The sequence below is a fragment of the Undibacter mobilis genome (assembly GCF_003367195.1).
Lineage (GTDB): Bacteria > Pseudomonadota > Alphaproteobacteria > Rhizobiales > Xanthobacteraceae > Pseudolabrys > Pseudolabrys mobilis.
On sequence record NZ_QRGO01000001.1, the window covers coordinates 401,959 to 415,696 of the forward strand.

A 13,738-nucleotide genomic window follows, 5' to 3' on the forward strand; every position below is an offset into this window, starting at 1 on the left:
TAGTGTGACAGATCTGTCGGGTGGGCTGAGCAACGCGAAGCTCACCAGCAAGTGCCACGGTGGGCTCGGCGCTACGCGTCTTAGCCCACCCTACGCACCTCATCACACCCCCGCCGCGCCGCCGTCGGCGCGTGGATCATGGCCGCCTTCGCAAGTACCATCCGGATGCAGCACCACGGCGCCGGCATGACCCATGGTGTCGGAATAGTCGGCGTCCAGCACGTCGACATCGTGGCCCGCCGACATCAGCCGGTCGACAAGCCGCTCATCGAAGCGCTTTTCCAATCGCAAATTCATGTGTGACGAACCCCAGGTACGCCCCAGCAGCCAGCGCGGCGCATCGAGCGCGCGCTCGAGCGGCTGTTTGTATGTGACATGGCGCGTGAACAGCGCGCTCTGCGTCTGCGGCTGGCCCTCGCCGCCCATGGTGCCATAGGCCATGACCCGGCCATCCTTGAGGACCGCGAGCGCGGGATTGAGCGTGTGGAACGGACGGCGGCCGGGCGCGAGCGCGTTGAGCGCGCGCTCGTCGAGCGAGAAACTGGCGCCGCGGTTCTGCATCAGCACGCCGGTCTTCGGCAGCACGACGCCGGAGCCGAACTCCCAGTAGATCGACTGGATGTAGGAGACGACAAGACCGGACGCATCCGCCGCGCCCATCCAGATGGTGTCACCGCGCGCCGAGGGATCGGGCCACGGCGCAGCTTTCTTCGGATCGATCTTCGCCGCCTCGCCATCGAGGAACGCCGCGTCGAGAAACCGCGACAGCGGACCGTCAATGCGATCGGGATCGGTGACGACGCGATCGCGCACCAGAAAGGCGCGCTTGGTGGCTTCGATCAGGCCGTGGATATGCGCGAAGCTTTCGCCATCGCCGATGCGCAGACGATCGTACAAAGCGAGGATGATAAGCGAGGCAAGGCCCTGGGTCGGCGCCGGCGTATTGTAAAGCGTACCGGCGCTGACATTGACGCTCAAGGGGTCGGTGACGAAGGCTTCGTATTTCGTCAGATCCTCGCGCGTCACCGGCGAACCGATACGCTCGAGGTCGGCGGCCATCTCGCGGCCGACATCGCCGCGATAGAAATCGGCAAGACCGGCATTGGCAAGATGATCGAGCGTCGCGGCCAAAGCCGGTTGCTTCATGGTCGCGCCTTCGTCCGGCGCCTTGCCGTCGACGAGGAAGGCCTCGCCGAAGCCGGGCACCTTTTCCAGCTCGGCAAACTTGTCGCGCGTCAAGGCCCCCTGGCTGCGCGTCACCTTGTAGCCCTCGCGCGCATGCCTGATCGCGGCGGACAGCAACAGATCGAGCGGCAGCCTGCCGCGATGCGCGCGCGCCGCGTCGAACGCCCGTTGCCAGCCGGCGATGGCGCCCGGCACGGTGAGCGCGGCGCCCGGCCCGCGCGTCGGCATCTCGTGATGACCGGCATCGCGATAGAAACGGACGGTCGCCTTCGCCCCGGCGCGCCCGGCGCCCATGATGGCGCGCACGCGGCCATTCGGTTCGCGGATCAGCCAGAAGCCGTCGCCGCCGATGTGGTTCATGTGCGGATAGACGGCGGCAACCGACGCCGCCATGGCGATCATCGCCTCGATGGCGTTGCCGCCTTCGGCGAGAATGGCGCGGCCATCCTCGGCGGCGGCGGCATGCGGCGCGGCGACGACCCCGCGACGATGGCCGGCGGTGTGGAGATTAGTCATTCTCTATCATTCCGGGGCGCGAGTGAAACGAGCGAACCCGGAATCCAATACTCACAGACCGGGGTTATGGATTCCGGGCCCGGCCCTGCGGGCCGCCCCGGAATGACGTCAAGCCGCCGCCTCATCAAGCCCCCGCTTCTTCAAGAGCGCGTCGACCGACGGCAGCTTGCCGCGGAAGGCCTTGTAGGCCTCCGCGGGGTCGCGGAGATTGCCGGCGCTGTAGATGAAATCGTGCAGGCGCTTGGCGGTGGCGGCGTCGAAGGCGTTGCCGGTTTCCTCGAAGGCTTCGAAGGCGTCGGCATCGAGCACCTCCGACCACATATACGAGTAATAGCCGGCAGCGTAGCCATCGCCGGAGAACAGATGACCGAAGTGCGGCAGGCGGTGCCGCATCACGATCTCGGCCGGCATCTGAAGGGCGGCAAGGCGATCCTTCTCGAACTGCGTGACGTCGAGCGTGTCTGCAATGCCCTTGTCGTGAATGTCGAGATCGACCAGCGCGCAGGACGTATATTCGACGGTGGCGAAGCCCTGATTGAAGGTGCGCGTCGCCAGCACCTTGTCGAGCAGCGCCTTCGGCATTGGCGCGCCGGTCTTGGCGTGGCGCGCATATTTCTCAAGGATCGCCGGCACTTCCAGCCAGTGCTCGTAAAGCTGCGACGGCAGTTCGACGAAGTCGCGCGCCACCGCGGTGCCCGACAAGGTCGGGTAGGTCACGTTCGACAACAGGCCGTGCAGGCCGTGGCCGAATTCGTGAAACAAAGTGCGCGCGTCGTCGAACGACAACAGCGCCGGCTCACCCGCCGCCGGTTTGGAAAAATTGCAGACATTGAGGATGACCGGCCGGGTGTCGCCGGTGAGGCGCTGCTGGTCGCGCAGCGAGGTCATCCACGCGCCGGAATGCTTCGACGGCCGGGCGAAGTAATCGCCGATGAACAGGCCGACATGCTTTCCGGCGGCGTCGCTCACCTTCCAGGCGCGAGCGTCGGGGTGATAGAGCGGCACCGTCACGGGCTTGAAGGTAACGCCGAAGAGGCGCGTCGCGGTTTCGAACGCCGCCTCGATCATCTTGTCGAGCTGGAAATACGGTTTGATCTCGGACTCATCCAGATCGTATTTCGCCTTGCGCAGCTTCTCCGCGTAATAGCGCCAGTCATGCGGCGCCAGTTTGAAATTGCCGCCCTCGGCCGCAATCATCTCCTGCAGCGCATCGCGCTCGCGGCCGGCTCTGGCGCGGGCGCGGCCCCAGACGTTGTTCAGCAGGTCGCGCGCCGCTTCCGGCGTTTTCGCCATCGTGTCTTCGAGGCGGTAGTCGGCGAAAGAGGCAAAGCCGAGCAAACGCGCACGCTCGTCGCGCAGCTTCACCATCTCGGCGATCACGGCGCGGTTGTCGGTCGCGCCGCCATTCTCGCCGCGCCTGATCCAGGCATCGAACACCTTCTCGCGCAGATCGCGGCGTGACGAAAACTGCAGAAAACCCTCGCAGGACGAGCGCAGCAGCGTGATGGCGTATTTGCCGGGATGGCCGCGATCCGCCGCCGCCGCGCCGGCCGCGGCGCGGGCGAAATCCGGCAGTCCGGCGAGATCGGCCTCCTCCAGGATCAGCGCCCAGGATTTCTCGTCGGCGAGCACGTTCTGGCCGAACTGGGTGCCGAGCGAGGCGAGCCGCTCGTTGATGGCGGCGAGGCGGTCCTGCTTGTCCTTGTCGAGCGCGCCACCGGCGCGGACGAAGCGCGAATGAGTGCGGTCGAGCAAACGGGCCTGCTCATCGTTCAGGCCGAGCGTGTCGCGGCGGGCATAGAGGTCGGCGATACGCGCATAAAGCTGGGCATTGAGGTACAGCGCGCTGGAATGGCGCGCGAGCAGCGGCGAGATATCGCGCTCAATGGCCTCGATTTCGTCGCCGGTATCGGCGCCAGCCTTGACGAAGAACACATTGGCGACCTTGTCGAGGTCGCGGCCGCTTTTCTCCAGCGCCTCGATGGTGTTGGCGAAAGTCGGCGCGGCCTTGTCGGCGGCAATTGTCGCGATCTCGGCGCGGTGGCGCTCGAGCGCGGCATCGAAGGCCGGGCGAAAATGTTCAGGCTTGAGGTCGTTGAAAGACGGCAGGCCGAAAGCCTGGGTCCAGTCGGCGAGCAGGGGATTCGTGGCGGTGTTTGTCATGCCCCTGATCTAGGACATGCGGGGCGCAAACTAAAGGTCCGGGGGGCGGGCGCGAAAACTGCTGAACCTGCCCGGCCCGACACAGAAAGGCCCCGAGCCTTGCGGCCGGGGCCTTTCCGGATCGTCGCGATGTCCTGCCTAACCGCGCGATCGGAGCTGCCCGTTGGGACGGGCAGCACTACATCAGGCAACCATCACTAGGCCGCTTTGGCGTTGATGCCGCGTTCGGCCAGCGCGGTGAGCTTGGCGTCGGCCGCCTTCTCCTCCTTGAGATTCTGCTCGAGGATGTTGGCGCAGTCGGCCCGGCCGAGTTGGCGCGCCCAGGCAATCAGAGTGCCGTAGCGGGTCATCTCATAATGTTCGACCGCCTGCCCCGCCGCGATCAAAGCGGCGTCCAGCCCCTTCTTGTCGTCGATCTCGCCGGCGATCTCGTTGGTTTCTTCGATGATGCCGTCAATCGCGGGACAGGCAACGCCTTCGGCCTTGGCACCGTGCATCTTGAAGACCTGTTCCAGTCGCACGACGTGGTTCTTGGTCTCGCCAAGATGCGCCTGCAGGCCCTGCTTGAGGCCGCCATCGGTCGCCTTCTCGATCATGTCGGGCAATGCCTTCAGAATCTGGTTCTCGGCGTAATAGATGTCCTTGAGCGTGTGAACGAACAAATCGTCCATCGTCTTGATGTCTTTGCTGAACAGGCCCATGGGGTCCTCCTTATTGAGATTGTTTGTGTGGAGCCGGCGCGCCCGGTTGTTCTGTTAATGCGTGAACCGCAGGCGCGTTCCTGTTCCGGCGCAAAAGCGCACAGCGGCGGGAACTCAGGCGCGCAAGGCGCGCAGCGCGTTGAAAATGACGGCGACGTCGATCACTTCCTGTAACAGCGCGCCCTCCACCGGCTGGAGATAACCGGCCGCGGCCGCAAGCATTGCGGCGAAGGACAGTCCGATACCGACGACGACGCTCTGCAGCGCGATCGCGCGCGAGCGGCGGGCGATACCGATCGCCGGCAGGATGCGATCGAGACGATCGACCAGCAGCACGACGTCGGCGGCTTCGGAACTCGCGGCGGCGCCGCGCGCGCCCATGGCAACGCCGAGATCGGCGGCAGCCAGCGCCGGCGCATCGTTAACGCCGTCGCCGATCATCATCACCGGGCCGTTCTTGCGTTCGGAGAGCACCACCAGCACCTTCTGGTCGGGCGTCAGGTCAGCGCGCACCAGATCGAGACGGAGACCGGCGCCGACGAAGCGGGCGACGTCCATGCGGTCGCCGGTCGCCAGCACGATACGTTCGATGCCCTGCTCGCGCAGGCGGCGCAGCAGATCCTCGGTTCCCTCGCGCACCCTGTCGGCGAGGACGATAACGCCGGCCGCCTTGCCGTCGACGGCGACCGCGACACCGACCGCGCCGGGCGGGCGGCTGCGGCTGAGTTTGCGCAGCTCGGCGTCGCCGACGCGATCAGCGACATATTGAAAGCCGCCGACCGAAACCAGCCGGCCGTCGACGCGGCCGCTGAGGCCGGCGCCGGGCGTATCCTCGACCGTGGTCGGAACCGACAAAGCCAGCCCCTGCTCGCGCGCGGCGGCGACCAGCGTTTCGGCAATGATGTGCTTGGAGGCCTGGTCGAGCGAGGCGGCAAGGCGCAGCAACTCGGACGGCGAAATGGCGTCGGCAACCCGGGTATCGACAATGTGCGCCGTGCCGACGGTCAGCGTCCCGGTCTTGTCGATGACCAAAGCCCGCACGCGGGCCAGCATCTCCAGCGCCTTGCCGCTCTTGATCAGGATGCCGCTCTTGGCGGCCCGCGAGATGCCGGCCATCAGCGCCACCGGCACGGCAAGGATCAGCGGGCACGGCGTTGCCACCACCAGCACCGCGACGACCCGGACCGGGTCGCCGGTGAGCCAGCCGGTCAGGCCAGCCAGCAGCACGGTGACGCCCAGGAACACCATGGCAAAGCGGTCGGCCATGCGGGCCATCGGCGCGCGCGAGCGCTGCGCCTCCTCGGCCAGCCGCACCACGCCGGCATAGGTCGAATCGGCGGCACGGTGGGACGCCATGAGGTCGAAGGCATCGCCGGCGTTGGTCGAACCGCTGAGCACGTCGTCGCCGGCGTTCAGGCGCACCGGCATGGCCTCGCCGGTCAGCGCCGACTGGTCGAGCACAGCAACGCCGTCGACGACGCGGCCGTCGACCGGGATCACGTCGCCGCGGCGGATCAGCAGGCGGTCGCCGGGCTCGAGGCGCTCGACCAGGACTTCCACCAGTGCACCGTCCGAGTGCAGCATGGCGCTGCGCGGCACCCGGGCCAGCAGCGCGGTCATCTCGCGCTGGGCGCGGCGCTCGGCGAAGTTTTCCAGGTACTGGCCGCCGGCATACATCAGGGCGACGATGGCGGCGGCCAGATGCTCGCCGATGGCCATGGCCGCCGACATCGACAGCGCGGCGACCACGTCGAGGCCGAAGTCGCCGCGCCGCAGCCCGCCGGCGATCTCGGCAACCAGCACCGCAAGCACCGGGGCGCTGCCGACGATCCAGAGCACGCTGGCCAGCGCCTCGTTGCCGGCAAAGCGCGCGGCGAGGCCGGCGACGAGCCCGATGACGGGCCAGGCTACCAAAAAAGGCCGCAAACGGCTGACAAACGATGGTGCAGGCATCCTTGGCGACATCGCGACAATCTGCCCCGCGGGCCCCGTTTTGCCCATGAGGCAAATCAATCCGCAGGGCCGCCGGGCCGGTTTGCGGGCTTGATCGGCGGGGCCATTTCGGAGAGATTGCGCCCGCTTAACAGGAGAATGAGATGGCTACTGGCCGCCGCATCAACTGGCTCAACGTATCGACCGTCGTCTCGGCGGCGATCCTGATCGGCGCCGAGGTGTTCGGAGCGGCCTTCGCCGGCTCCTGGGCGCTCGCTACCTTGTTCGATCTCGGCACGACCGGCCAGCGTATCCTCGACGGCGCCTTTGTGCTCGTCGGCCTCCTCGTGATGGCACGTTTCATCAACAACGCGCACCGCATCGAGCCTTTCACCAAGCGCGCCTGACGCGCCGCGCGACGCGGCGGCAAGCCTGGCTGCGGCGAAGCAGCGACGCATCCGAGAAAAGTTAAGGATGATTTGTCGCGCGGTGAAGAAATTCTCTTGCAACCGGGGCGAAAGGTGTTATTTCCACTCTTGCCCAATTTCGCACGTGCCTGTGGTCGTGTGTCAATCGGTAGGTAGCCGGACAAGAGGCCGGCCAGCCGCCTGAGGTGAGCGAGCTCCTTCTCCCACGGGAGAGAGTAAGTAGCCTCAAGTTTTCTGATTGGCAGCCGGAGGCGAAACCGGCGCACTCTGCTCTCCGCAGGGGACGCGACTTAAAGCAACGACGGAGCGGGCTTCTTTGGTCTCTGCTGGCCTTCCACCGCCAGCGACGGGTTACCGACGAGGCTTGTCCATCTTTGCCAACAGTGCGGCGGGGATCCCCCACCAATCTCACGGCAGCACCTAGCGGTTAAGAGCCTGCGGCACGGCTGCGTCCCCAAAGCGCACCTGCTCGAGGCTCCCAAACGCATCATCCGAGCGACAGACGTCGCTCCTTGAGCTGGGAGTTTGCGCCAATGACCGAGCGCATCCGTGAGTTTTTGCGCGACCGCCGCGAGCGCGGCATCGATGAAGGCCCCGTCCTGGTCGTTGACCTGGACGTGGTCAAGGACAACTACACCGCCTTCGCCAAGGCGTTGCCGGACACGCGCGTGTTCTACGCCGTGAAGGCAAACCCGGCGCCGGAAGTGCTGTCGCTACTCGCATCGATGGGCTCCTGCTTCGACACCGCCTCGGTCCAGGAGATCGAGATGGCGCTCGCGGCCGGTGCAACGCCCGACCGCATCTCGTTCGGCAACACGATCAAGAAGGAACGCGATATCGCGCGCGCCTACGCGCTCGGCATCCGCCTCTTCGCGATCGACTGCCAGGCCGAGGCCGACAAGGTTGCCCGTGCAGCCCCCGGCGCGAAGGTGTTCTGCCGCATCCTGTGCGACGGCGCCGGGGCCGAATGGCCGCTGTCGCGCAAGTTCGGTTGCGAGCCGGCGATGGCCGTGGACGTCCTCGAGCACGCCTTCAAGGCGGGCCTCGAGCCCTACGGCATCTCGTTCCATGTCGGTTCGCAGCAGCGCAACCAGCATGCCTGGGACCGTGCCCTCGCGCAGGCGGCGGCCGTGTTCAAGGAGTGCGGCGAGCGCGGCATCAACCTGTCGATGGTCAACCTGGGCGGCGGCTTCCCGACCAAGTACCTGAAGAACGTGCCGACGGTTCGCACCTACGGCAACGCCATCTTCAAGGCACTGCGGAAGCACTTCGGCAACCGCATCCCGGAGACGATCATCGAACCGGGCCGCGGCATGGTCGGCAATGCCGGCATGATCGAGACCGAAGTCGTCCTCGTCTCGAAGAAGAGCGAGGAAGACGACGTGCGCTGGGTCTACCTGGACATCGGCAAGTTCGGCGGTCTCGCCGAGACGATGGACGAGTCGATCCGCTACGCGATCAAGACGCCGCGGGACGCCGACGCGATGGCCCCGTGCGTGCTCGCCGGTCCGACGTGCGACTCGGCCGACGTGCTGTACGAGAAGCAGCCCTACCCGCTCCCGGTCAGCCTGGAGATCGGTGACAAGCTGCTGATCGAAGGCACCGGTGCCTACACGTCGACCTACTCGGCGGTGGCGTTCAACGGTTTGCCGCCGTTGAAGACGATCCACATCTGACGGCTCATACCGTCTGATTGTTAAGGGAGGCGGTTCTCCGCCTCCCCCTTTCCTCCGAACTTGAACTGACGGCGCTCTCGTCGCACGCGTTTGCGCGCGCCCGGGAGCGGGGAAGGAGTACGACCATGATCCAGATCCGCCACGAACGGCTTGCCGACTTCGATGCGCGCGAAGCGCTGCTCGACGCCGCCTTCGGCGAGACCCGCTATCGCAAGTCGTCGGAACGGCTGCGCGAAGACCGCCTGCCGGCCGAAGGCCTGTCCTTTATCGCCGCGGAAGGCCGCCGCGTGATCGGTACCGCACGGCTGTGGGACGTTTGCGTCGGCAACGGCAAGCGGGCGCTGCTGCTTGGGCCGGTGGCGGTGGCCGAAGACTGCCGGGCCAAGGGCCTCGGCGGCGCCATGGTGCGCCGCGCGATCCAGATGGCGCGCAAGCTGGGCCATGACGCCATCGTGCTGGTCGGCGACCCGGAATATTACGAGCGCTTCGGCTTCTCGGGCGAGAAGACCGCCGCGCTGTGGATGCCGGGGCCGTTCGAGCGGCGCCGCCTGCTCGGCCGCGAACTCACCGCCGGGGCGCTCGACGGCGCACGCGGCATGATCGCACCGGCCGGCCGTATGGCCCCGACGCCAGACCTCGACGTGCTGGTGGCGCAGGATGCCCGCGCCAACGGCTCGAAGGTCTTGCGTCTTCGCCGGGTCTCGCGCGCCGCCTAACCACAGAAGAAGGCCGTTCACGGCCTAACCTTGGGACGCTCCGCCACAGCGGGGCGTCCCTTCCGTTTGTCACACAGGGCGGCTATCACGACCTGATTATCTGGAGGAATTTCAACATGGCTGATTGGCCCGTTTACGCCACCATCACCGGCCCGATTGTCATGGTCGGCTTCGGCTCCATCGGCAAAGGCACGCTGCCGATGCTCGAGCGGCATTTCAAATTCGACAAGTCGCGCCTTGTCGTGCTCGATCCCAAGGACGAGGGCCGCAAAGCGCTGTGCGACAAGCACGGCGTGCGCTTCATCCAGAAGGGCCTGACCCGCGACAATTACCGCGAGATCCTGACGCCGCTGCTCACCGCGGGCGGCGGCCAGGGCTTCTGCGTCAATTTGTCGGTCGACACCGGCTCGGTCGACATCATGGAGCTGTGCAGCGAAATCGGCGCGCTCTACATCGACACCGTCAACGAACCGTGGCTCGGCTTCTACTTCGACAAATCGAAAGGCGCGGCCGCACGCTCCAACTACGCGCTGCGCGAGACCACGCTCGCCGCCAAGCGCGCGCGCAAGCCCGGCTCCACCACAGCCGTGTCGTGCTGCGGCGCCAATCCGGGCATGGTGTCGTTCTTCGCCAAGCAGGCGCTGCTCAATGTCGCGGCCGACCTCAAGCTCAACGTCCCCGAGCCGAAGACCAAGGCCGAATGGGCCGACCTGATGCGCCAGGCCGGCGTCAAGGGCATCCACATTGCTGAGCGCGACACGCAACGTTGCAGGACGCCCAAGGAAGCGGAAGTGTTCGTCAACACCTGGTCGGTCGAGGGCTTCCTGTCGGAAGGCATGCAGCCGGCCGAACTCGGCTGGGGCACGCACGAGAAGTGGATGCCGGCGAACGCCCATACGCACGAGACCGGCTGCGGCGCGGCGATCTATCTGATGCAGCCCGGCGCCAATACCCGCGTGCGCACCTGGTGCCCGACGCGCGGCGCGCAATACGGCTTCCTGGTCACGCACAACGAGTCGATTTCGATTTCGGACTATTTCACCGCGCGCGATGCGTCGGGCAAGGTGACGTACCGGCCGACCTGTCATTACGCCTATCACCCGGCGGACGACGCCGTGCTGTCGCTGCACGAACTATTCGGCTCGGGCAAGATGCAGGAGAAGCATCACATCCTCGAAGAGGACGAAATCGTCGACGGCATCGACGAGCTCGGCGTGCTGCTCTACGGCCACGGCAAGAACGCCTACTGGTTCGGCTCGCAGCTCTCTATCGAGGAGACGCGGGCGCTGGCGCCCTATCAGAACGCCACGGCGCTGCAGGTGACCTCGGCGATCATCGGCGGCATGGTATGGGCGCTGGAGCATCCGAACGAGGGCATCGTCGAGGCCGACGAGATGGACTTCCATCGCCTGTTGGAAATCCAGCTGCCTTATCTCGGGCCGGTGAAAGGCTATTACACCGACTGGACGCCGCTCGCGAGTCGTCCGGGGCTGTTCCCGGAAGACATCGACACGTCCGACCCGTGGCAGTTCAGGAACGTGCTGGTTGGGTGACGACATGCAAAAGGCGGCCTTCTGGCCGCCTTTCTGCTTCAAGCCTGTTTCATCACGTCCGCGACGAAATCGACGAAGGCCCGCACCTTGGCCGGCTGCTGGCGGCGTGAGGGAAATTCGACGTAGAGCGGAAAGTGCTCGCCGTTCCAGTCGGGAAACAGATCGACCAATTTTCCCTTGCGCAGACCGGGCGCGGCGAATTCCAGCACCTGGGCGATGCCGTGACCCTGCTCGCACAGAGTGAGCATGGTCTCGCCGTCGTCGAGCGTAAGACGCCCTTTCACCGTGACCTTCTCGACCCGACCCTTGCGGTGAAACTCCCAGGCGAACGGCCGCCCGCTTCCCGCATCGACGTAGTGAATGCATTCATGTGCGGCGAGTTCGCGCGGATGCGTCGGTCTGCCGTGGCGCTTCAGGTAAACAGGCGAGGCGCAGGTCACGACACGCGTGTCGGTAAGGCGCCGCACGATATGACCGGGCCGTTCCGGCTCGCCGAAACGCACGGCGACGTCGAAGCCATCGGCCACCAGGTCGCTCGCCACATCCTGTGCGGCGATGGAAAGTGACAAATCCGAATACTGCGCGAGGAAAGCGCTAAGCTGGTCCGCCAGCACCATGCGCAGCACCAGCGGATTGACGCTAACTCTCAGAGCGCCGCGCACCGCGGTCGCTGCGCGGCCGACGTCATTCACCGCTTCATCCAGCTCGGCGAACAGAGGCGCGGCGCGCTCGAAGAAGCGGCGGCCCTCATCGGTCAGCACTACGGCGCGGGCGTGACGCTCGAAAAGGCGCGCCCCGACGCGCTGTTCCAGCCGCGCGACCGCGCGCGACACACCGGATTGCGTCATGCCGAGCACGCTCGCCGCGCCGACAAAACTGCCGGACTGCACCACCGCCGCAACGACACCGATGCCGCTCAACAGCCGTCCGTCGAAGGTCAATTCCGCCTCCATGATCTTTAGTCATCTATGGAGTGACATTAATGCGCTGGAATCATGTCATGTCCAGGCGCATTTTCCGCCCAGAACAAACCCAACGGCAAAGGACTGAAGGCCATGACCACTCTCAACGGCAAAAAGATCGTTCTGCTCGGCGGAACGTCGGGCATCGGCCTCGCGACCGCGCAAGCCGCGGCGGCGGAAGGCGCAGAGATCGTCGTCGTCTCCAGCCGCAAGGAGAGCGTCGATCGCGCGCTCAAGGCACTGCCGGCCGGCGCGCGAGGCCACACCGCCGACCTCACCAACGAGGCAGAGTTGAAGGCGCTGTTCGAACGCATCGGCGATTTCGATCATCTTGTCTTTACCGCCGGCGAAAATCTCGCGCTAGCGGACCTCGACAAGACCGCGGTCGCCGAGGCGCAGGGTTTCTTCAAACTGCGGTTCTGGGGCGCCTTTACCGCGGCCAAATACGGCCACGCTCACATCCGCAAAGGTGGCTCGATCATGCTGACCACCGGCGTTGCCGGGGCGCGGCCGCAAAAGGGTTGGAGTATCGCGGCAAGTCTCTGCACGGCGATGGAGGGTTTGACGCGCGCGCTCGCGGTCGAACTGGCGCCGATCCGCGTCAACGCCGTGTCGCCGGGTGTCGTCAGGACGCCGCTGTGGGCTGGCATGAGCGAGGAAGACCGCGAAGCGCTGTATCGCAATGTCGGCGCCGCGTTGCCAGTCGGCCGCGTCGGCGAAGCCGAGGATGTCGCGCAGACCTATCTCTATCTGATGCGCAACGGCTTCGTCAGCGGACAGATCAGCATCGTCGATGGCGGCACGGTGCTGGTGTGACGCAGGTTCTTACAGCGTCAGCACCCGCGCATCGCCCTGCTCGGTGCCCATCGCAAGCACCTGCCCCTCCGGGCTCCAGCCGAGCGCGCTGACGGGCTGGCCATCGGCCTCGCGCGCGAGAATGAGCGCGCCGTCTTCGAGACGCACCATCAGGACCGTGCCATCGGCAAAGCCGGCCGCACAAACCGGCTGCTTCGGATGGCAAGCAACGCGGGTGCAGCGCGACGGCGATTGCGCGAACATGGTCGGCTGCTTGCCCATCGGGCCATCCTTGCCGTCGAAGGGCCAGAGAATGAGTTGCTCGGAGCCGGACGTCGCCAGGAGGCCGCCGTCATGCGTCCACGACACCGAGCGCACGCGCGCCGAATAGCCCGACATGCGCATGTGCTTGGCGTCGACGAGGCGCCAGCCGTGCAAGGTCGGCTCCTGCATGGTGGTGATGAGGAAGCGGCCGTCGGGGCTCAGCGTGACGCCGAGATGCGAGCCCTTCCACTCCAGCGCTTCCGGCTTGGCGCCCGCCGCGTTGGGAAACCACAGCGCTACCCCATTGTAGTGCGCGACCGCGAGGCGGAAGCCCTTGGGAAAGAAGGCGAGCCCACCGACGGTCGAGGCCGCCTGGAATTCGCGCAGTTCGCCCTTACCGGTCTTCACGTGCGCGATCTTGCCGGTGGACCACGCCACCGCGCCATCGGGTCCCAGCGCGACCTGATCGATCCAGCGCTTGCGCTCGTCGCTCGCCAGCACCTCGGTGTTGCCGTCGCGATCCGTCGCAACAAGTTTGCCGTCATCGCCGCCGGTGACGATGCGCAACGGGTCCGCGACGCTGGTCAGAATGCCGCCGTCATGCACGGCGACGCGCGTGCGCTTTTCGGCGGGCGCGAACAGCAGCGCCTCCTCGCCGAGCACAAAGACCGGCGTCTGGCGCAGGAAGTGCACGCCGATGATGGTCGAACCTTCGGCTTCGGAAACGATCCGCGCGCGGTCAGCAAGCGTGAGCATGGTGGAGGGAGGGTTGGTCATTTTTTCCGTCATTCCGGGGCGCCACGAAGTGGCGAGCCCGGAATCCATAGTCACAGACAGGGGTTATGGA

At 66.1% G+C, this 13,738-nt stretch carries 11 protein-coding genes; 5 read left to right on the top strand and 6 right to left on the bottom strand.

All coding sequences use genetic code 11. The features are described from left to right. Positions 1-102: 102 nt before the first annotated feature. From DXH78_RS01880 to DXH78_RS01895, 4 genes are all read right to left on the bottom strand, one after another. Complete coding sequence (locus DXH78_RS01880; protein ID WP_115515474.1) at positions 103-1,701, bottom strand: gamma-glutamyltransferase family protein; 1,599 nt, start codon at positions 1,699-1,701, stop codon at positions 103-105. Between the two features lie 108 nt (positions 1,702-1,809). Continuing rightward, positions 1,810-3,864, bottom strand: coding sequence for a M3 family metallopeptidase (locus tag DXH78_RS01885; RefSeq protein ID WP_115515475.1), 2,055 nt, complete (start codon positions 3,862-3,864; stop codon positions 1,810-1,812). Positions 3,865-4,061: 197 nt separating this feature from the next. Continuing rightward, entirely contained in the window at positions 4,062-4,565 is a 504-nt protein-coding gene (locus DXH78_RS01890) for a YciE/YciF ferroxidase family protein (protein ID WP_115515476.1), read from the bottom strand. Positions 4,566-4,679: 114 nt separating this feature from the next. Then, on the bottom strand, positions 4,680-6,518 hold the full coding sequence (locus DXH78_RS01895; RefSeq protein WP_115517670.1) for a heavy metal translocating P-type ATPase: 1,839 nt from the start codon (positions 6,516-6,518) through the stop codon (positions 4,680-4,682). A gap of 143 nt (positions 6,519-6,661) precedes the next feature. On the opposite strand from DXH78_RS01895, the gene DXH78_RS01900 reads away from it, so the two are divergent. The 4 genes from DXH78_RS01900 to DXH78_RS01915 all read left to right on the top strand — a co-directional run bounded on the left by DXH78_RS01900 (position 6,662) and on the right by DXH78_RS01915 (position 10,870). Next, entirely contained in the window at positions 6,662-6,904 is a 243-nt protein-coding gene (locus DXH78_RS01900; protein ID WP_115515477.1) for a hypothetical protein, read from the top strand. Positions 6,905-7,458: 554 nt separating this feature from the next. After that, complete coding sequence (locus DXH78_RS01905; RefSeq protein ID WP_115515478.1) at positions 7,459-8,601, top strand: type III PLP-dependent enzyme; 1,143 nt, start codon at positions 7,459-7,461, stop codon at positions 8,599-8,601. A 125-nt stretch (positions 8,602-8,726) separates the two neighbouring features. Beyond that, positions 8,727-9,317 (top strand): GNAT family N-acetyltransferase, encoded by a 591-nt coding sequence (locus tag DXH78_RS01910; protein ID WP_115515479.1) that lies wholly within the window; start codon positions 8,727-8,729, stop codon positions 9,315-9,317. Positions 9,318-9,433: 116 nt separating this feature from the next. Beyond that, on the top strand, positions 9,434-10,870 hold the full coding sequence (locus tag DXH78_RS01915) for a homospermidine synthase (protein WP_115515480.1): 1,437 nt from the start codon (positions 9,434-9,436) through the stop codon (positions 10,868-10,870). 38 nt (positions 10,871-10,908) lie between these two features. Here DXH78_RS01915 and DXH78_RS01920 read toward each other — a convergent pair whose 3' ends face one another. Continuing rightward, the gene (locus DXH78_RS01920; protein ID WP_115517671.1) at positions 10,909-11,811 is read right to left on the bottom strand and encodes a LysR family transcriptional regulator; all 903 of its coding nucleotides are present in this window, start codon (positions 11,809-11,811) and stop codon (positions 10,909-10,911) included. A 114-nt stretch (positions 11,812-11,925) separates the two neighbouring features. Between DXH78_RS01920 and DXH78_RS01925 the strand changes: the two genes are divergently transcribed. After that, positions 11,926-12,648: an SDR family oxidoreductase gene (locus tag DXH78_RS01925; protein ID WP_115517672.1), complete on the top strand. Its 723-nt coding sequence runs from the start codon at positions 11,926-11,928 to the stop codon at positions 12,646-12,648. A 9-nt stretch (positions 12,649-12,657) separates the two neighbouring features. Here the strand turns inward: DXH78_RS01925 and DXH78_RS01930 are convergent, their stop codons facing one another. Then, complete coding sequence (locus DXH78_RS01930; protein ID WP_245416702.1) at positions 12,658-13,668, bottom strand: WD40 repeat domain-containing protein; 1,011 nt, start codon at positions 13,666-13,668, stop codon at positions 12,658-12,660. Positions 13,669-13,738: the final 70 nt, after the last annotated feature.